This is a genomic window from uncultured Pseudoflavonifractor sp., assembly GCF_944387805.1.
Classification (GTDB): domain Bacteria; phylum Bacillota; class Clostridia; order Oscillospirales; family Oscillospiraceae; genus Pseudoflavonifractor.
In genome coordinates this window covers 1-18,012 of the sequence record NZ_CALXGI010000058.1, presented here as the reverse complement: position 1 = coordinate 18,012, position 18,012 = coordinate 1, and the positions used below count along the sequence as shown (strand labels likewise).

Annotated in this window: 14 protein-coding genes and 1 other RNA gene; 6 read left to right on the top strand and 9 right to left on the bottom strand. The window is 60.9% G+C overall.

The window, feature by feature from the left end:
* Positions 1–321 precede the first annotated feature (321 nt).
* Both Q0K06_RS11510 and Q0K06_RS11505 read left to right on the top strand, forming a co-directional pair.
* Positions 322–570, top strand: a complete 249-nt coding sequence (locus tag Q0K06_RS11510; protein WP_294552590.1) for an IreB family regulatory phosphoprotein — start codon at positions 322–324, stop codon at positions 568–570.
* A gap of 157 nt (positions 571–727) precedes the next feature.
* The gene (locus Q0K06_RS11505; RefSeq protein WP_294552587.1) at positions 728–1,207 is read left to right on the top strand and encodes a hypothetical protein; all 480 of its coding nucleotides are present in this window, start codon (positions 728–730) and stop codon (positions 1,205–1,207) included.
* Positions 1,208–1,387: 180 nt separating this feature from the next.
* Here the strand turns inward: Q0K06_RS11505 and Q0K06_RS11500 are convergent, their stop codons facing one another.
* The 3 genes from Q0K06_RS11500 to Q0K06_RS11490 form a co-directional block, all read right to left on the bottom strand.
* A complete protein-coding gene (locus tag Q0K06_RS11500) occupies positions 1,388–2,614 on the bottom strand; it encodes an aspartate kinase (RefSeq protein WP_294552582.1) in 1,227 nt (408 codons plus the stop codon).
* 126 nt (positions 2,615–2,740) lie between these two features.
* Positions 2,741–3,955, bottom strand: coding sequence for a homoserine dehydrogenase (locus tag Q0K06_RS11495; protein ID WP_294552579.1), 1,215 nt, complete (start codon positions 3,953–3,955; stop codon positions 2,741–2,743).
* A 45-nt stretch (positions 3,956–4,000) separates the two neighbouring features.
* Positions 4,001–4,441, bottom strand: a complete 441-nt coding sequence (locus tag Q0K06_RS11490; RefSeq protein WP_294552576.1) for an ACT domain-containing protein — start codon at positions 4,439–4,441, stop codon at positions 4,001–4,003.
* A gap of 171 nt (positions 4,442–4,612) precedes the next feature.
* Here Q0K06_RS11490 and ytvI point away from each other — a divergent pair, with 171 nt between their 5' ends.
* Positions 4,613–5,692, top strand: coding sequence for a sporulation integral membrane protein YtvI (gene ytvI, locus Q0K06_RS11485; RefSeq protein ID WP_294552573.1), 1,080 nt, complete (start codon positions 4,613–4,615; stop codon positions 5,690–5,692).
* Here ytvI and Q0K06_RS11480 read toward each other — a convergent pair.
* From Q0K06_RS11480 to Q0K06_RS11470, 3 genes are all read right to left on the bottom strand, one after another.
* Positions 5,689–8,850, bottom strand: coding sequence for a UvrD-helicase domain-containing protein (locus tag Q0K06_RS11480; protein ID WP_294552570.1), 3,162 nt, complete (start codon positions 8,848–8,850; stop codon positions 5,689–5,691). The two genes, ytvI and Q0K06_RS11480, sit on opposite strands and share 4 nt — an antisense overlap.
* 77 nt (positions 8,851–8,927) lie before the next feature.
* Complete coding sequence (locus tag Q0K06_RS11475; protein WP_294552567.1) at positions 8,928–9,305, bottom strand: metal-dependent transcriptional regulator; 378 nt, start codon at positions 9,303–9,305, stop codon at positions 8,928–8,930.
* A gap of 212 nt (positions 9,306–9,517) precedes the next feature.
* The gene (locus tag Q0K06_RS11470; protein ID WP_294552564.1) at positions 9,518–12,388 is read right to left on the bottom strand and encodes a transglycosylase domain-containing protein; all 2,871 of its coding nucleotides are present in this window, start codon (positions 12,386–12,388) and stop codon (positions 9,518–9,520) included.
* Positions 12,389–12,722: 334 nt separating this feature from the next.
* Between Q0K06_RS11470 and Q0K06_RS11465 the strand changes: the two genes are divergently transcribed.
* Complete coding sequence (locus Q0K06_RS11465; protein WP_294552561.1) at positions 12,723–13,028, top strand: DUF1292 domain-containing protein; 306 nt, start codon at positions 12,723–12,725, stop codon at positions 13,026–13,028.
* Positions 13,029–13,040: 12 nt separating this feature from the next.
* A non-coding RNA gene (ssrS, locus tag Q0K06_RS11460) (6S RNA) lies at positions 13,041–13,234 on the top strand.
* Between the two features lie 48 nt (positions 13,235–13,282).
* On the opposite strand, the gene Q0K06_RS11455 is transcribed toward ssrS, so the two are convergent.
* Complete coding sequence (locus Q0K06_RS11455; protein WP_294552558.1) at positions 13,283–13,987, bottom strand: DUF6320 domain-containing protein; 705 nt, start codon at positions 13,985–13,987, stop codon at positions 13,283–13,285.
* Positions 13,988–14,019: 32 nt separating this feature from the next.
* Positions 14,020–15,309 (bottom strand): hypothetical protein, encoded by a 1,290-nt coding sequence (locus Q0K06_RS11450; protein WP_294552556.1) that lies wholly within the window; start codon positions 15,307–15,309, stop codon positions 14,020–14,022.
* Positions 15,310–15,523: 214 nt separating this feature from the next.
* Here Q0K06_RS11450 and Q0K06_RS11445 point away from each other — a divergent pair, with 214 nt between their 5' ends.
* Complete coding sequence (locus Q0K06_RS11445; protein WP_294552553.1) at positions 15,524–16,489, top strand: alpha/beta hydrolase; 966 nt, start codon at positions 15,524–15,526, stop codon at positions 16,487–16,489.
* Between the two features lie 64 nt (positions 16,490–16,553).
* On the opposite strand, the gene brnQ is transcribed toward Q0K06_RS11445, so the two are convergent.
* Positions 16,554–17,882 carry a branched-chain amino acid transport system II carrier protein gene (gene brnQ / locus Q0K06_RS11440; RefSeq protein WP_294552550.1) on the bottom strand — a complete coding sequence of 443 codons (1,329 nt, stop codon included), beginning with the start codon at positions 17,880–17,882 and terminating at the stop codon, positions 16,554–16,556.
* Between the last annotated feature and the right edge of the window lie 130 nt (positions 17,883–18,012).

Sequence of the window (18,012 nt, the reverse complement as noted above, 5' to 3'; positions counted from 1 at the left end):
CACTGCCGCCGAGGCGGATGAAGATGTGAAGAGCGTGCTGGCTCTCCTGGAGAGCGAACTGGGCGCCGTCCTGCGCTAAGGATTCCATTTGGCTGCCCGCGGGACCTGCGGCTTTCCCCTGTGGAACTGATAGTGGCGGAAGAATCCCGCCTGCTCTCCTAAAAAGCGAACCGCTTGTCTTTCTGCGCCATTCTTTCCTTCTCCGGGCGAGGATTAAATCTTTTATTAATTTTCCGATCCCCCCCTTTACACCTCAAGGGATTTCGGGTAGAATAAGAAATAGTTACAGGCTGTCAACAGCCTTGGGAGGTGTACCCGTTTATGGAGATAGACTATACAAGAAAATTTAGTCTCAACTATGACAAGGACCAGGAGATTAAGGATATTCTCACGTCTGTCTACAACTCTCTTCAGGAGAAGGGCTACAACCCCATCAATCAGATTGTGGGTTATATTCTCTCTGAAGACCCCACTTATATCACCAATTATAACAACGCCCGCGCGTTGATTCGCCGTCTCGACCGGGACGAGCTGCTTCAGGAACTGGTGAAAAAGTATCTGGCAGACTAATGGTTTGTGTCAAAAAAAGCGGAAGGCTTGCAGCCTTCCGCTTTTCCCTTTTATACCTCTTCTTTTTTCTCTTTGCCCTTGAATATCCACAATCTTAGTGATATTATGTATAAATAAAATACGAATTCTTCCCCATATATAACTGAGAGGTACGCTTATGACTGTCCTGTCTGGAAATGCCAAGGGCATCCATACTGACATGAAACGCATCCGCCAGGACCTGACGGAGGAATCGCTGGCCCCCGGGGCTTACTGCCAGGATTATGACAACTTCCGGCGGATTTTTCGCTTTGTAGAGCGGGGCCTGCGCCGCAACGGCTCCAGCGCCTATATCATTCTTTTAACTCTGACCGATAAAAACGGAGATTTTATCCCGCTGGAAAACAGGAAGCAGTACATGGAGCTGCTGCGCCAGGTCATCCAGCGCTCTGTGCGGGCAGGCGATGTTTTCACGCAGTACAGCAGCTGCCAATTTCTGCTCATGGTCCTGGACGCCTCCTGTGAAAACGCCCTCCAGATTGGCCAGCGGATTCAGAAGGAATTTCAGGCCCTCACCCCTGATGGCTCCGCCATCTGCCTGGAGCACGATGTCTCTCCCCTCCGCCCCGCAGGAGAAAAAACGGAAGCTCCTGAATAAGCCGCCTTCCCCTCTCTATATCCCGTCACAGCAGCATTGAGAAAGCCAGCGCTTCAAAGCGCTGGCTTTTTTCTCCGCATCCCCATTTTTCGCCTTGCAGCGCGCTTTTTTAGCGTATTCGGGCCCTTCATCCGCAATGATAAGAGGCGCGGAGCAGGTACTCCGCGCCTCTTTGCCAATTTACACGTTCCCGCCAAACTCGGAGAAGAACTTGTTGTGGACGGCCTGAACCGCCCGGTCGGCGTCGTCCGCATCCACCAGGACGGACACCTTGATCTCGCTGGTGGAGATCATGTTGATGTTAATGCCCGCATTGTACAGCGCCTCAAACATGAGGGAGGCTACGCCGGGGTTATTGATCATGCCAGCGCCCACAATGGACACCTTGGCAATGTTGTCGCTGACGTCGATATGGTCAAAGCCCAAGTAGGCCTTGTTCTCCTCCAGCAGACGCTTCGCCTCGTCCTTGTCGCTTTTGTGGACGGTAAAGCTGATGTCTTTGGTGTCGCCCCGGCCGATGGACTGGAGAATGATATCCACGTTGATCTTGGCCTTAGCCAGCAGAGAGAAAATCTTGAAGGCAATGCCCGGAGTATCGGACAGGCCCACCAGAGCCAGCCGGGCTACATCCTTGTCTTTGGCTACACCGCTCACATGCGTCTTTTCCACGTTCTTCACGACCTCCTTGACTTTGGTCCCGGGGTTGCCCGAGAAGCTGGAGAGCACCTCCAGGTTGACATTGTACCGCTTTGCCATTTCGACGGACCGGTTGTGGAGTACCTGAGCGCCCAGGGTGGCCAGCTCCAACATCTCGTCGAAGGTAATCTCGTCCAGTTTTTTCGCGCCCTCCACATGGCGGGGGTCGGCGGTATAGACGCCGTCCACATCGGTGTAGATCTGGCACAGATCCGCATGCAGGCTGGCCGCCAGCGCCACAGCGGAGGTATCCGACCCGCCCCGGCCCAGGGTGGTGATGTCGTCATACTTGTTGATGCCCTGGAAGCCGGTGACAATCACAATGCACTTCTTGTCCAGTTCGGCCAGAATCCGCTCCGGCGCCACACGCTTGATGCGGGCGTTGGAGTAGGACGAGTTGGTGCGCACACCGGCCTGCCAGCCGGTGAGAGAGATGACCGGATAACCCATGGCCTCAATGGCCATAGCGCACAGCGCACAGGAGATCTGTTCGCCGGTGGACAGGAGCATATCCATCTCACGCTTGGAGCCGTTGGGATTGATCTCCGCGGCCTTGGCAATCAGATCGTCGGTTGTGTCGCCCTGGGCGGACAGCACCGCCACCACGCTATGTCCGCGGCGGTAGGTCTCGGTGATGATGCGGGCTACATTGCGGATTTTATCCGCGTCCGCCACCGAGCTTCCGCCAAATTTCTGTACAATGAGTCCCATTTCTATGTACCCCCAATGAGTGTGTTTCTCGGCGGCATGCCGGAAACGCCGGCCTGGCCCCGGCCCCTCCGGACCGGTCCAGGCCCTGTTCCGCCTGCCCTATTCTATGCCGCCGGACAGCCGCTGTCAATCCAGAACACGGAAGAGAGAGAGCTGCTCCATACCCGCCAGCTTGCTCTCCACCTGGCTCCGGGTCATAGGTCCGGTGAGGAAGGCGGTCTCATGCTCCGGGGCGCCAGCCCGGGCCAGGAAATTCACCTCTCCAAAGGCGGTGCGAACCGCATCCGCATCCGCAGCGGTGCGGACATACCAGGAACTCTCCAGGCCATCCACGGGGGCCACCACATCGTCCCCTCCGGGTCCCCAGGCCATGTACTTCATGGATTTGATGTGCCGGGCGGCGTCCATCACGTCGGCCACCACTGCGCTGGCGGTGGGCAGCTTACCGGCGCCGCGGCCGTAGAACATCACGTCGCCCACCGCGTCACCCCGGACTGTAATGGCGTTGAACACGTCCTCCACTCCGCTCAGAGGGTCATCTCCGCTGACCAGATGGGGCGCCACATAGGCGCACACCCGGCCGTCCGGCTGGCGGATGGCGCGGCCCAGCAGTTTGATCTTCCGCCCGCAGGCGTCGGCATACGCCACATCGGCCAGGGTCACCTTGGTGATGCCCTCAGTAGGTACCTGGCTGGGGTAGATATGCCGGCCAAAGGCCAGGGCGCCCAGGATACAGATTTTCCGGCAGGCGTCCTCCCCCTCAATGTCGGCAGTGGGGTCCTTCTCAGCGTAGCCGTTCTGCTGGGCTTCCGCCAGCGCCGCCTCAAAGGACAGCCCTGCCTTAATCATGCGGGTGAGAATGTAGTTGGTGGTGCCGTTGAGGATGCCGCAGATCTCCTCAATCTCGTTGGCCGCCAGGCAGCGGCTCAGAGGACGGATAATGGGGATGCCGCCGCCTACGCTGGCCTCAAAGAGGTAGCTCACGCCATGCTCCTTGGCCAGGCTCAGCAGTTCGTAGCCGCAGGTGGCCACCAGCTCCTTATTGGAGGTCACCACACTCTTGCCCGCCCTCAGGGCCCGCTCGGTGAACTCCCGGGCAATCTTGGCGCCGCCGATGGTCTCCACCACGATGTTGACCTCGGGGTCGTTCTCAATTACGCTGAAATCGTGGACAATTTTGTCTCCAAAGGGGCTGTCCGGAAAGTCACGCACATCCAGAATGTATTTCAGACAGACGGAATTGTGGACCTTCTCATCAATATGGGTGTGGTTTTTGGTCAGCACCTCGGCCACGCCGGAGCCCACCGTGCCAAAGCCCAGAATCGCTACATTTACTGTCATACCATTCTTCCTCTCTGTATCGCTGTAATGGGCCATGCGGATTCCTTATCCCGCCAGGATTTCGCACCGGATAACCCCCTCCTGGGCGGCCACCCGGTTCATCAGATCCTCTACCGGCTCCTCCAGTCCAGAGGTCTCCGCGCCGATGGTCACCGCCGCGCAGCCGCTCACCGGGATGCCCTGGTTAATGGTAAGAATATTCCCACCCGTCCGGGCAAAGATATTCAAGACCGCAGAGAGTACCCCCGGCTCATCCTTCATCATGATTTGGAAGGTGACAATCCGTCCGTTGAGCATGTCGTTGAAGGGCCGGACCGCATCCTTATATTTATAAAAGGCACTGCGGCTGATGCCCGCCACCTTAGTGGCCCGGTTGACGGTGTCCGCCTCGCCGGTCTCCAGCATCCGCTTGGCTTCCGCCACCTTGAGGAACACCTCGGGCAGCGCCTCGGCATCTATAATGAAGTATTTGGGTTTCTTCGCCATTCTATGCAGCCTCCCGGCTCCTTGTCTTTGCAACAAGGTCATTTGTCTGTGTATGAACTTCATTCTAGCATAGTAGGAGGCTGGACGCAAGTACAAACGCAGAGCACAATCTCACAGATTTCCGGCTGAATATCCCTCATATTCCGTCATTTTTCACAGGAGGTCCTGTCCGTGACTGAAAAACGCCTTGTCCATGTCCTGCTGACCCTTCTCTGTGCGGCTCTGGCCGCTGCCGGGGTATGGCTGGCCCTCACTGTGCTGCTGCCCTGGGTGCTTCCCTTTCTGCTGGCCCTGGGACTGGCCTGGCTGATGGAGCCCGCTGTGAAGATGCTGATGAACCGGTTTCGGCTCAGGCGGGGACTAGCCGCCGCTCTTACCACTGCGGGACTGGCTCTCCTGCTCTGCGGAGTTCTGGGCCTCATTCTGTGGCGGACGGGATATGAGCTGGCCCTCCTGCTGGGCCGCCTTCCCGTGCTGCTCGCCGGTCTGCCCTCCCTGGGCAATCAGGTGGGAGACTGGGCCTACCGCTTCATTGTGGCGCTCCCCGTCCAGCTCCAGGACTTCGCCCAGGACGCCCTGGACGGCTTTATCCGTCAGGGTATCTCCCTGCCCGCCAAGCTCTATGATTTTCTGGCCGGGATTGCCGCCGGGGCAGCGGCTGCTGTCCCCGACGCCGCCCTTTTTCTCTTCACCACCGCCCTGGCCGCCTACTTCTCCAGCGCCGCCCGGCCACAGGTGCTTGCCTTTCTCTCCCGGCAGACGCCGGCTTCCTGGCAGAGCAGGCTCAGGCGCGCTGTCCCCGTGCTCAAGGATGCCCTGGGAGGCTGGCTGCGGGCCCAGGGCCTGCTGATGCTCATTACCTTTGGCGAGCTGACAGCAGGCTTTCTCCTCTTGCAGGTGGATCTGGCCCTGCTGCTGGCCGCTCTGGTGGCTCTGGTGGACGCACTGCCTGTCTTTGGTACAGGGACAGTGCTTCTTCCCTGGGCCCTGCTCTCCCTGCTGTCCGGAAACTGGAAGCTGGCTCTGGGACTGGCCGTGCTGTACGGTCTTGTGTCCGCCGTACGCAGTCTTCTGGAACCCAGACTGGTGGGGCAGAAGGCGGGCCTGCCGCCCCTTGCCGCCCTCTTCGCCATGTATGTGGGCTTTCGTGTCTTCGGCGTGTGGGGCATGATCTTTTTCCCGTTAGCTGCCATTTTTCTCAAACGGCTTCACGACTGCGGGATTTTCCATCTCTGGCGGGACAGCGCTTAAAACAGGCTCAACTGGCCGTCCCCGCTCCGGGCGGGCCGTGCTGCCCGCTCCGTCTCCACGGCCTCCGGCGGAATGTCCGCCAGGAAGGGGGACGGCTCCGGTCCGGCGACCAGAATGAGCTCCTCCATGGCCCGGGTCATGCCCACATAGAACAGCCGCCGCTCCTCCGCCGGGTCGGAGGCCCTGCGGCGGGACTGGTAGGGCAGCAGCCCCTTCTCCACCCCGCAGAGGAACACCACCGGGAACTCCAGGCCCTTGGCGGCGTGGAGGGTGGTCAGCGTCACATAGCCCGCCCGGTACCCCTGCCCCGCGCTGCGCAGCAGGTCGGCCTCCCGGCCCACGGCCAGGCTGAGGAGGAAGTCCTCCATCCGGCGGTAAAACACCGCCATGTTCATCAGCTGTTCCAGGGGCTTTGTTCCCGCCTGGCCCACCGCCCGTCCATAGGCCTCCAGCAGACGGATCGGCTTGTCCCGGCCCATCAGAGGCGCCAGCTGCTCCATCAGCGCCCGCCAGCGGGACAGGCTGTCCACACCAGAACCTGCCGCCTCGGCGGCTCTGGCCCGCTCCACAGCGCTGCCTGTCTCCCGGTTCCAGACCCCCGCTGCGGCGTGAGCTGCCTCCAGCGGGCAGTCAAAGCCCAGCAGCAGGGCCAGAGACGGATCCTCCCGCTCCGGCCAGGCCAGGGCGCGGAAAAAGGCCAGCGCTCCCCGGACCGTCCGATGGGTCAGAAAGCCGCCTCGTCCAGTAACTGCACAGGGAATGCCCTCTTTCCGCAGGCACTCCTCCAGCAGCTCCAGCTGACGACGGGTGCGGCAGCACACTGCAAAATCGGAGAAGGTGCGGACAGCCTCTCCGCCGGCGGACACCATGTCCATGCCGCCCACCTGGCGCCCAATCTCCCTGGCCACAAAAATCCCCTGGGACAGGGGGCTCTCCGCCGTCACCAGCCGCACTCTGCCGCCGGGGCCCGGGACGCTGCGAAGTCCCCTGGGTCCGCCCCCGTTTTTCTCAATGACCGGCAGGGCGCAGCGAAGGATCTCCGCCCGGGAGCGGTAGTTCTCCGTCAGACGGACAGTGCGCACCTCCGGCCAGTCCTCCGCCAGACGCTTCCAGCTCGCCCCATCCCCGCCCCGGAAGCCGTAGATGGCCTGGTCCGGGTCTCCGATGACAAACAAGCTCTCCCCCGCCCGGTTCCAGGCCCGCAGCAGCCGGTACTGGATAGGGTCGCAGTCCTGGAACTCGTCCACCAGCAGGTAGGTGAAGGGCCGCAGATCCTTGTCTGGCGCATGCTCCGCCCGGGCCAGCTCGGAGAGCAGCAGGTCGTCGAAGTCCATAGCCCCGCGCTCTTTCAGGAGCGCCTGATAGGCCTCGCAGGCCTTCCGCTCCTCACTGTTCAGCGCTATCGGCAGGCCGTTTTTCTCCATGGACACCGCCCGAAGCAGTTCTTCAGGGGACATGGCCTCTCCCGCCGCCTCTTCTGCCAGAGCCAGCGCCTCGGACTGATCCAGCAGGCACACGCCGGGCTGATTTTTCAGGCTGATGGCGTGGAAGGTGCCCACCGTCAGGCCGCGCATGGCCCGCCTGCCACCCAGCACATGCTCCAGCCGCTGCCGCAGCTCCTCGGCGGCCCGGTTGGTGAAAGTAACCGCCGTAATCTGTCCGGCGCTCACCCCCTGGTCCTCTATCAGATGGGCAATCCGGTAGGCCAGGGTGCGGGTCTTGCCCGTGCCCGGCCCGGCGGACACTGCCACCGCCCGGCTTTCCGCCTCCACAGCGGCCCGCTGGGCCTCATTAAGCCCGGCGGCCGCCTTGTGCTTCTGCTCTGCCGTCCCCGCTGTCTTTTTGACCGGCAGGGATTTGGGCGCTTTCTCGCTCTTCTGTGCAGGTACAGCCGCGCCGAACAGGCATTCCTGCCCGCTGAGGGCCTCCCGCTCTGCGCTGGTCAGCAGGCCGATTTTGCCGTACACTCCGTCGTATCCCGCCGTCCGCTCCACCTGGCCGCTGCGCAGGCGTCGGATACCCTCGGCCACGCAGGGCCCGGCGGTACGCTCAATATCCTCGACGGGGATGTCCCGCAAAATGCGGAACTCAGGGCCCAGCCGGGACAACATGTGCATATAGAGAGCGGCGTTCTTTTTGCTCTCCGGGCTGCCCCCCAGGGAGGCGGCGATGACCTCAGGCAGAGGCACCAGGCTCTGAAACTCTTTGGCCCCCTGGGGACGGAAGCCCTCAGGCCGGTCGGCCAGCTCCTCCACCCGGTGAAGCACCCCAATGGTCAGCTTCTTCCCGCACACCGGGCACTTGCCCCCTGCCGCCACCGTCTCCACCGGCGTCATGCACCGGCCGCAGGGGCGGTGGCCGTCCAGATGATATTTCCCCTCTTCGGGAAAAAATTCCAGGGTGCCCAGCAGGCCCTCGCCGGTGCACAGGGCACGGCGCAGGCTGTCATAGTCAGGATTGATGTCAAGTAAATCTGCTTCACGGCCCAGTTTGGCCGGGGAGTGGGCGTCCGAGTGGGACACCAGCTGATAGCCATCCAGCGCGGAGAGCCTCCAGTTCATGGGTGGGTCGGAGGAGAGTCCAGTCTCTAAGGCGTGAATCTCCCCGGTCAAATCCCCAAAGCAGTCCTCCAGACGGTCAAAGCCGGAAAAGGCCCCAAAGACGGAGAAATGGGGCGTCCAGATATGGGCGGGGATGAACACCGCCTCAGGACAGGCCTCCAGTGTAATCTCCAGCAGGTCCCGGCAGTCCAGGCCCAGGATGGGCCGTCCGTCGGAGCGGATGTTGCCGATGGCCTCCAGCCGGCGGGAAAGCTCCTCTGCCGCCTCCAGGCCGGGCAGGAGGATGAGGCTGTGGACCTTCCGCACTCTGCCGTCCTTCTTGTAGATGGTGCTGATCTCCCCGGTGACCACAAAGCGGGGCGTGCCTGCACCGGGAATCTCCTCAGGCTGGCAGTACTCTTTTTTCAAGACATACAGTCCGTTCCCGTCCCGCTCCAGCTTGTCCGCCAGCTCCGCCCGCCAGGCCGGGTGGGTGAAGTCGCCGGTCCCCACCAGTCCAATGCCCTTCCGCCTGGCCCACAGGTCCAGGTATTCGGGCACACACTGGGCGCTGGTGGCGCGGGAGTATTTTGAGTGAATATGCAGGTCTGCAATCATGCCGCCCCTCCTATCCGCCATTCTCCGGCACAAAAATGCCCCCGGCCACCTGATGGCCGGGGGCAAAACCGTTCTGCTTAATCCTCCGGAAGCTTCCCGGCAATATGCTCCTTAATCTTCTGGAATGTCTCGTCCGACACGTCGTGCTCAATGCGGCAGGCGTCCTCCGCCGCCGTCTCCGGCGAGACTCCCAGGGCCACCAGCCATTTGCTCAGCAGCCGGTGGCGCTCATAAATGCGGGAGGCAATCTCCATGCCTGCGTCGGTCAGGTTGATGAGGCCCTCCTTGTCCATGGTGATATAGCCGTTCTCCCGCAGCAGGCTCATGGCCCGGCTGATGCTGGGCTTGGAGAAATCCATCTTGCGGGCAATATCAACGGAGCGCACCGCGCCTTTTTCTTCCTTGAGCATCAGGATGGTCTCCAGATAATTCTCTGCGGATTCCTGAATCTTCATGACACACCTCCGGTTTTTCTCTCCGTTGGAAGCCGCCGCCCGGCGGCGCAATGCACACCGGACGCCTTACCGCCCCCTCGCTCATCCAGTTTTATCAATTTTAGCATAGCATGCCCTGAAAGGCAAGGAGCGAATTCCCGCCGGGTCGGCTCAGAATAAACGCCCCCCGGTTTTAAGCCGGGAGGCGTTCCGCATAGCCGCGTGCTTATCTCTTATGCCGCCGGGATATAGGGCGCCTCAGACGGCGTTTCGCCGGGCGTAGGACTGACGCTGGGGTCAGGCGTGGGCGTGGGCGTCACCACGCTCCCTCCATCCTCCGGCGGCGTGGTCTCGCCAGGCTCAGCGGGCTGCTCCCAGGGGTCGTTTCCGGGAGGCGTGCCGCCCGGCGTGGGCCAGGTGCTGTTGTCCTCAATGTCAAAGCCGGGCCACTGCTCCTGGGTGGGCCAGGTGGCCGGGTTGAGGAAGTCAAAGGTCTCCGGGTCGTAAGTCTCCGGCTCCGTGGTCTCTACCACAGGCCAAGTGGATTCGTCCTCCGGGTCAAAACCGGGCCACTGGGCCTGAGTAGGCCAGGTAGTCTTGTCCTCGATGTTGAAGGTAGCCGGGTCGTAGGGCAGCACTTCATTGTGGACAGTGCAATAGGCCGCGGTCCCCGCCTGAAGCAGGTAGTCCTTGGTAAAGATGTCGTCGGCAATGCTGTAATTGCTGCCCACCCGCTCCCGGACAAAGTCCAGCACGGACACAGTAGACTTTCTGGCTTCGGGGCAGTTGTCTCCGGCGATATGATACATGCCGGTGGGGTTGCCGTTGCCGTCCAGGAAAGGATCGTCCAGACACACAGTCACCAGGCCGCCCTCAGGGAATGGCGTGGTATTGTGGACGGTGCAGTACTCCGTAGGCGCGTCGCCCGCAAAGTAGTACTCCTTTACCGTCTGGAGACCACGGGGATCCAGCGCGCAGGCGTCGGTGGCAATCATGCCGCTCTCCGTGCAGATTGTCACCTCGGTCAGGCCATCGGGCTGGGGGAAATCCTTGTTCTCCAGCCCGGCATGAATCTGGCTCATAACCTTGGTCCACATCTGGGCAGAGGGATTGCCGTTGGAGGTGATACGCTCCTGCTGGTCATAACCGCACCAGACGGCGGCGGTATAGTAGGGTGTGTAGCCCACAAACCAGCGGTCCCGGTTGGAGTTGGTGGAACCGGTCTTGCCGGCCACGGTCATATTCTCCAGGACGGCCTCATAGCCGGTGGCAATATTGCCGCTCACCCGGTCATAGCTCACCACGCCCTTGAGCATGGAGTTGATATACCAGGCAGTGGTGTCTTTCACGGCGGTGACAGGCACCCGCTCCTCATTGGTGTCCAGCAGCACGTTGCCATTGGAGTCCAGCACCCGGTAGTAGGTGCGGCTCTCCAGATAAGTGCCGCCCCGGGGGAACACAGAGTAGGCGGTGGCCATCTCACGGACAGACACGCCGTTGGTCAGGCCGCCCATGGACAGCGGCGCCAGGGCCACGTCGGTCAGGGTGCGCCCCCCCACCTCCTTCTGGTACACCAGGCCGTCGTCGCTGTTGGTAAAGCCCAGCTTGGTGGTCAGGAAGTCAAAGGACGCCTGGGGCGTCAGCAGGGCCAGAGTCTTGATGGCCACGGCGTTGGAAGAGATCTTGATGGCGTCCCGGACGGTCATACGCCCCAGGTACCTGTTATAGGAGTTGCTGGGGTAGGGGCTCCCTCCCTCCAGCTGATAGGGACTGTCGTCAAAGACGGTGCCCGGAGTGATGAGACCCATATCCAGAGCGGGGGCGTACACCGACAGAGGCTTGAAGGAGGAACCGGGGGCCCGCTTGCTGTCAGTGGCCCGGCTCCAGATACGGCTGCCCTCCTTCTCTCCCATGCCGCCGGACAACGCCACAATGTTGCCCTCCGGGTCCACGATGACAATGGCGGACTGGAGCTGCTGGCCGGAGGAGGAGATGTAGGGCAGGTTGTCCATGTTCTCATAGACCGAATCCACAATGTTCTGGATGTCCATGTCCAGGCAGGTCTCAATGGTCAGGCCGCCGTAGTAGATCATATTCAGCGCAGTGGTCTCGGAGTAGTCGTACTTCTCCATCAGGTCGGCCACCACGTCTGCAATCACCTGGTCCTCATACCAGGTGTAGGCGGTCTCGTCCCGCTCCTCGTCCTCGCCCCGGACGAAGTTCAGCCCTGCGTCCAGCTCGGCCTTGGCCTGGTCGTACTCCTCCTGGGAGATCATCCCCAGTTCCAGCATCCGGCTGATGACCAGATTGGCGCGGTAGGTGTTGTTCTCCTTGTTGAGGTAGGGGTTATACATAGAGGGGTTGTTGGTGATGCTGATCAGGCTGGCGCACTCAGCCAGGGAGAGTTGAGACACGTCCTTGCCGAAATAGGTATAGGCTGCGGTATACACGCCGTTGCAGTGCTCGCCCAGGTAGATATAGTTGAGATAAGCCTCCAGGATCTGGTTCTTGGAGTACTTCTTCTCAAACTCCAGGGCCCGGAAAATCTCCAGAATCTTCCGCTGAACCGTGACCTCCTTCTCGGTGGTCAGGTTTTTGATAAGCTGCTGGGTGATGGTGGAGCCGCCCTGGACGTCGCCTCCGGTGAACATGGTCAGCACGCCCTTGGCTGTGCGAATCCAGTCCACGCCGTGGTGTTCCCGGAATCGGTGGTCCTCGATGGCGATGGTGGCGTTAATCAGATTCTGAGGAATGTCCTCATACTCCACCCAGACCCGGTTGCCGTCGGAGCCGTAGATGGTGCGCAGCTCCTGAAGGGTGCCGCTGCTGTCGGTGTAGTACATGGTGCTGGAGAGAGACATATCCACAATAAAGTCGCCCAGATTCAGGTCTGTCTGGGGAATGATCACCTGCTGAATATAAATTGCCGCAAAGCAGGCCAGGAAGGCGCAGGTGGTGATGCCGACCAGTACAAGCGTGCCCAGTACTTTGCCGATGGTGGCAAAGACATGGCCCACCGTACTGCCCTTTCTTCTGCGTTTTCTGCGCCGGGGCGCCGGGGTCTGACCCGGGCTGCCGCTCCAGGTCTCGTTGGTATTGGCCAAAATAACACCTCCGTAAGCTATGGTGCTCTATCAATCTGTTCTCTGTCTCCACGCGCTGTCGGCTGCACCCGCCAGTCCGCGCCAAATCCTCCAAAAGCAGCTCATTTTATCCTTTTTCGAAGGATTGTGCGGCAGATGCTGCACAAATAAACCGCAAAACGGTTTATTCAACAGCCCTTATTATAAACATAAATCGCTCTCTTGTCCACCCTAATGATTTACATTTCGCCTCCAGTGTAAACGGAAGATAAAATTTGGCTCGTCCCTCTATTGCTTTTTTTCTTCATTCAGGTTACAATACCATTGTAACATCGGAAAGGAAACGGTGCAGACTATGAGCGAAGAGTACGGCCCGGATTTCATCACCGTCACGGATGAGGACGGCAACGAGTTTGAGCTGGAGCATTTGGACACCCTGGAGTATAATGGCGAGACCTACATGGCCTTCTTCCCCGCTGTCGAGGACGGCAAGGATGTGGAAGAGGTGGACCTGGACGAGGAGTACGGCCTCATCATTATGAAGGTGGTGGAGGTAGACGGCGAGGAACAGCTCTCCACCCTGGACAGCGACGAGGAGCTGGAGCTGGTCTACCAGCAGTTTATGGAACAGCTGTTTGCAGACGAGGAGGACGGCCAGTAAGGCCTTCCTTTTCTCTCCCTGCTCGGTGCGTGATGGGCTTTATTTAAACCCACATTTCTGAAACGGGATGCCACACTCATGGTGCGGATCGCAGGCCTCCCGACTCCCGAGGTCGGAAGTTGGAAGCGGAGAAACATCATGGAGGCAACCCACCTGCCATTTCGTGCAGGTTTTAAATGGGTCCACACGGCCAGAGCGGGGAGCTAAAAGAATTAAAATCGCCTGCCGGCATGGCGCCGGCAGGCGATTTTTGCTTACATATGAAACCTGCGCCGGACCTCCTCCCGCAGGGAGGGCACCCGGCGGACAATCACCAGGGGAATCATCAGGGCCACGCACACCGTCACCACAATCAGGGACCAGCCCGGCTGCCAGCTGCCTGTGAGAAAACGGTCCACAAACAGCTCCACGCCCAGCAGAAACAGGCCAATGGCCCCGATAATCAATGTGGTAGTAGTCAGGATGGACCGCCTGCCACCCCGGAAAATCAGTGCCAGCCCCAGCACAATCGCCCCGCCCAGCAGAATAATGGGCAGCGCCAGGTGCCAATACCAGTTTCCGCCGCCCAGGTCCAGAGAGATGAGAAACACATACAGGGCCACAGCCAAAACATCCAGCACCAGACGCAGGCATACCGGCAGCCGCCGCAGCAGCAAGGGCGGCACAAACCAAATCCACAGCATGACCGCCGCGCCGATGACATACAGCGACCAAGCCCGTTCCGCCCGCAGGAACAGGTTCAGCACGCCGCAGCACACCGCCACTGACACCAGCATGGCGCTGATCAGAAGGGCCAGTTCCCCCCGGGCTACCGGAGGCACCTCCCCTTTCTCCGTGGGAAAGGGCTTGGGACCCCACATATCCACCGGCTTGTTGGGATTGAGCACCGGCGTATGGCACAGCGGACAGGACTGGGCCGTATCGTCCAGCTCTACGCCGCAGTTGACGCAATATGACATATCCTTTCACCTCTGAGGCGGCCCTCCGGCCGTCATTTTGTTCGGTTGCTCTCCACCCGGACGGGAATCCCTTCCTTTACCAGGTGGGTGAAAAACCGGCGTTCTGTCTCGCTTGACACCCCAGTGCCTGCAAAGGTTATCTCCATTACATTTCCATAGCTGATGGAGGCGCAGTGAGGCGAGGGCCGGGTAGCCTGGCCCAGGATAACCTCCATCCGCTGGATGTGGGGCGCCATCTCAGGGGGCACCTTGAACTGCCCCGGATTGGTGTAGGTGGCCGAGTATGGCCGGGCCGCCACCAGCCGGTAGGACAGGGACATAACCGGATTCTTCAGCACCACCGGGATGAGCTGGAGAAACCGGTTGGCAGTAAAGCGCACATTGCCGGTAAACACCGCCCGCATCTCCTGCCGGTTGACGCTCAGGCGCATAAAGTGGTGTACCCGGTCCACAATTTCCTGGAAGGTATACTCCCCCAGAGCGGGGTCAATACAGGGCCGCACCGTAAGGATAAAGTTCCGCAGGGTCTTGGATGGGAACCAGCCCCGCAGGTTGATGGGGATGGCCAGGGCCACCGGGCGGGGCCGGTGTGGCCGCTGGGCCGCCTGGTTCTCCATGATGGCCTGCATCAGCACTGCCGCCAGGTATTCCGTAATGGAGGCGCCGTATCGTTTGGCCACCTCCTTGAGCTTGTCCACCGGCATAAAGCCCATGGTCACATTCAGCGTGTAAAAGGGTTCTGCTTCACTGGTGTTGGGGTAGGCCGTCTTCTGCCAGCCGCCCCGGAGCACCTTCTTTCCCGCGTAGCGGGAATAGGCATCCTCCATCTCCTCCCTGGCCGGAGGCTCATGGATGTTCAGCACGCCGCCGCCCTCGGGGATATCCACTCCCGTCTCCCGCAGGTACACCGCCAGCAGCGTGCGGAAAAAGGTCAGCGCGCCGCTGCCGTCTGACAGGGCGTGAAAAACCTCCAGAGAGATGCGGCGCCGGTAGTAGTAAAACCGCACCAGCCAGCCGTTGTCCTCCTTGAACCGCACCGGCTGGCAGGGGTTGGCGATATCCGGCCGGACAAAGGGGCCCGGAGCGTCGTTGGGCTCCAGGTAGTACCAGAACAGGCCCTGCTTAATCCGCACCCGGAAGCCGGGAAACCGGGGCATTACCTGGTCCACCGCCCGCTGGAGCGCGGCCGGGTCCACCTCCTCCGTCATCACCGCTGAGAACCGGTAGATGGCCGAATATTTCTCTTTCTGAATGGAGGCGTAGAGCACGCCCGCATTGTCCAGAGGATACCAGTCCGGCTTTTTCTTCTTATGCTTGGGCATCTTCTCACCCTCTTCTCCCGGCCCCAGGACCGCTTTCGCACCCCATATTGTAGCATGGTTGGCGCAAAACTACAACCTGCCCATCTGCCGCAAATTCTGCCTCTTTTCTTTTCCAGCCAGGCATAGTATGATATAATCTATCTTCAAACGCTCTGTATCCCGGATTTACAGGCATTTTTCCCGTTTTATCCCCCAACTTCCCAAGGAGGTCCCCATGGAACACACACCTGAAAAACGCCGGATGAAGCTCATCCGCCCAGCCGCGCGCAGGGACACCGCCGAGGACCGGCGGCTGGCCCCCATGATGCGCGCCCTCAAGGCCATCCACTCTGCCACCTCTCCCGAGTCCACAGCCCCGGAGGACTTGGAGCGCCAACGGGCGGCCCAGGAGCTGCTGGGCCGCTTGGCCGCCCCCATGCTGGGCATGAAGTGGGAGTCCTTCACCCTGGAGGGCATGAACGCCGCCTGGGTCCGGCCCGAGCGGGGTCACGACCGGCGGCGGGCGGTGCTCTACTGCCACGGCGGCGGCTACACCAGCGGCAATCTGGGCTACTCCCGCCCCCTGGCTGCCAAGCTGGCCAACGTCACCGGCTGGGAGGTGATGGCCTTTGAGTACCGCCTGGCCCCTGAGCACCCCTTCCCCGCCGCCGCGGACGACGCCATGAAGGCCTGGGACTACCTGATGTACCAGGGCTACGGCGCACGGGACATTGTAGTGGCCGGAGACTCTGCCGGCGGCAATATGGCCCTGGTGCTCTGCCACCGGCTCAAGGCCATGGGCCGCCGGCTGCCTGCCCGGCTCATCCTCATGTCTCCCTGGACCGACATGACCGCCAGCGGCCGGTCCTACACCGAGCGGGCCGCTCTGGACCCCACCATTAGCCTTGAGTACATCAAGGCCGTCCGCTCCGCCTACGCCCGGGGCCACGATCTGGCCGACCCGCTTCTCTCTCCGCTTTTCGGCGATTTTTCCGGCTTCCCGCCCACTCTGATTCAGGCCGGCAGCAACGAACTGCTCCTCTCTGACTCTATCCGCCTGCGGGACCGGATGAACGCTGCCCAGGTGCCCTGCCGCCTGGAGGTATGGAACAACATGTGGCATGTATTCCAGATGTTCCCCACCCGCAAGTCCAGTCTGGCCATGGAGAGCATCGGCCGCTTCCTGCTGGAGCAGTTCTAAGTCCAAACAGCAAACGCCGCGCTCTGTACTCGGTACGAAGCGCGGCGTTTACTTTTATTTCTTTCTATTCAAGCTGAGCCCGGCGGCGGCCGCCCCTCACCAGGGACAGAAGCACGCCAACGACAACCCCTGCCGCCGCAGGCGTTGCCCAGCCCAGTCCCAGGGACGCCAGAGGCGCTTTGGTCAGCAGTTCGGCTGCCCCGGCCGGCAGCAGGGACGCTCCCCGCAGGGCGGAGAGCACACTGGACACGCCGGTGAAGAGTATGGTTACAGGGTACACATACCGCAGGCCTCCCAGCCATTTCTGGCAAAAGGACAGGAGAATAAGTACGATTGCCACCGGGTAGATGGCGTTGAGCACGGGTACTGACACCTTGAGAATCATGTTCAGGCCCGCGTTGGACACCGCCATGCTCACCACGGCGAAAAATACCGTCCACCACCGGTAGGAGATTTTGGGGAACAGCCCGCAGAAGTACTCGCTGCAGCAGCTGATAAGGCCCACGCAGGTGTTGAAGCAGGCAATGACAAACACAGCCGCCAGAATGGCGCTGCCCCAGGGGCCGAATACAGCGGGCACCATCTTGGTCAGGGTCTGAGCGCCATTCTCCGTGCCCGGGAAAGCGCCCCCTGCCATGGCGCCGATGTGGGCCAGCATAGCGTAAATCACCAGCAGCATGATTCCGGCAATCCATCCTGCCCGGATGGTCGTGCGCACCACGCCCTTTTCGCTCTCCACCCCCCGCGCCCTGATGTTCAAAGCAATGATGATGCCGAAGTTGAGGGCGGCGATGGTATCCATGGTCTGGTAGCCGTCCACAAAACCCTGAACGGCCGCGTTTCCGGTGTAGCTGCCGCTGGGAGCAGCGTAGCCCCCCACCGGCTTGACCAGGCAGCCCACAAAGAGCACCACAATCAGGGCGATGAGGATGGGACAGAGAACTTTCCCCAGCCGGTCGGTGAGCCGCTCAGGCTTTAATGCCAGAGCCAGAGCAGCGGCAAAGAACAGCAGGGAGTAAATCAGCTGGAGCAGTTCAGTGGGCGCCCCCTCCCCCAGGAAGGGGGTGACCGCCATCTCAAAAGAGGTGCTGGCTGTTCTTGGAATGGCCAGGCAGGGGCCGATGGACAGATAAATCAAAAAGGTGAACACTGCCGCAAACCAGGGGCTCACCCGGCCCGCCAGCGCATCCAGCCCGCCGGAGCGGGCCACCGCCACCACCCCCAGAATCGGAAACCCCACCGCCGACACGGCCAGTCCCGCAAAAGCAATCCAGGTGCCGGTTCCCGCCTGAGCGCCGGTAAACGGCGGGAATATCAGGTTCCCCGCCCCGAAAAACATGGAGAACAGGGTGAACCCCACCAGCAGCAGTTCTCTCCCCTTCAGTTCCTTCATAACTTACCTCCCGTTTCCTGCCGGTACTCTTCCGGTTTTCTTTTTTCCGGTCGAAGTCACAACCTCCGGCTAAGCCGGAGGCTTGATTAAGCCCTATAAGGGCATAATACAGACAATACCCCTAAAGGGG

Coding starts and splice junctions, on each gene's coding strand:
- Q0K06_RS11455 (WP_294552558.1), bottom strand. CDS start 13,987: ATGTCATATTGCGTCAACTGCGGCGTAGAGCTGGACGATACGGCCCAG.
- Q0K06_RS11490 (WP_294552576.1), bottom strand. CDS start 4,441: ATGGCGAAGAAACCCAAATACTTCATTATAGATGCCGAGGCGCTGCCC.
- Q0K06_RS11465 (WP_294552561.1), top strand. CDS start 12,723: ATGAGCGAAGAGTACGGCCCGGATTTCATCACCGTCACGGATGAGGAC.
- Q0K06_RS11450 (WP_294552556.1), bottom strand. CDS start 15,309: ATGCCCAAGCATAAGAAGAAAAAGCCGGACTGGTATCCTCTGGACAAT.
- Q0K06_RS11475 (WP_294552567.1), bottom strand. CDS start 9,305: ATGAAGATTCAGGAATCCGCAGAGAATTATCTGGAGACCATCCTGATG.
- Q0K06_RS11495 (WP_294552579.1), bottom strand. CDS start 3,955: ATGACAGTAAATGTAGCGATTCTGGGCTTTGGCACGGTGGGCTCCGGC.
- Q0K06_RS11480 (WP_294552570.1), bottom strand. CDS start 8,850: ATGATTGCAGACCTGCATATTCACTCAAAATACTCCCGCGCCACCAGC.
- Q0K06_RS11505 (WP_294552587.1), top strand. CDS start 728: ATGACTGTCCTGTCTGGAAATGCCAAGGGCATCCATACTGACATGAAA.
- brnQ (WP_294552550.1), bottom strand. CDS start 17,882: ATGAAGGAACTGAAGGGGAGAGAACTGCTGCTGGTGGGGTTCACCCTG.
- Q0K06_RS11510 (WP_294552590.1), top strand. CDS start 322: ATGGAGATAGACTATACAAGAAAATTTAGTCTCAACTATGACAAGGAC.
- Q0K06_RS11445 (WP_294552553.1), top strand. CDS start 15,524: ATGGAACACACACCTGAAAAACGCCGGATGAAGCTCATCCGCCCAGCC.
- Q0K06_RS11500 (WP_294552582.1), bottom strand. CDS start 2,614: ATGGGACTCATTGTACAGAAATTTGGCGGAAGCTCGGTGGCGGACGCG.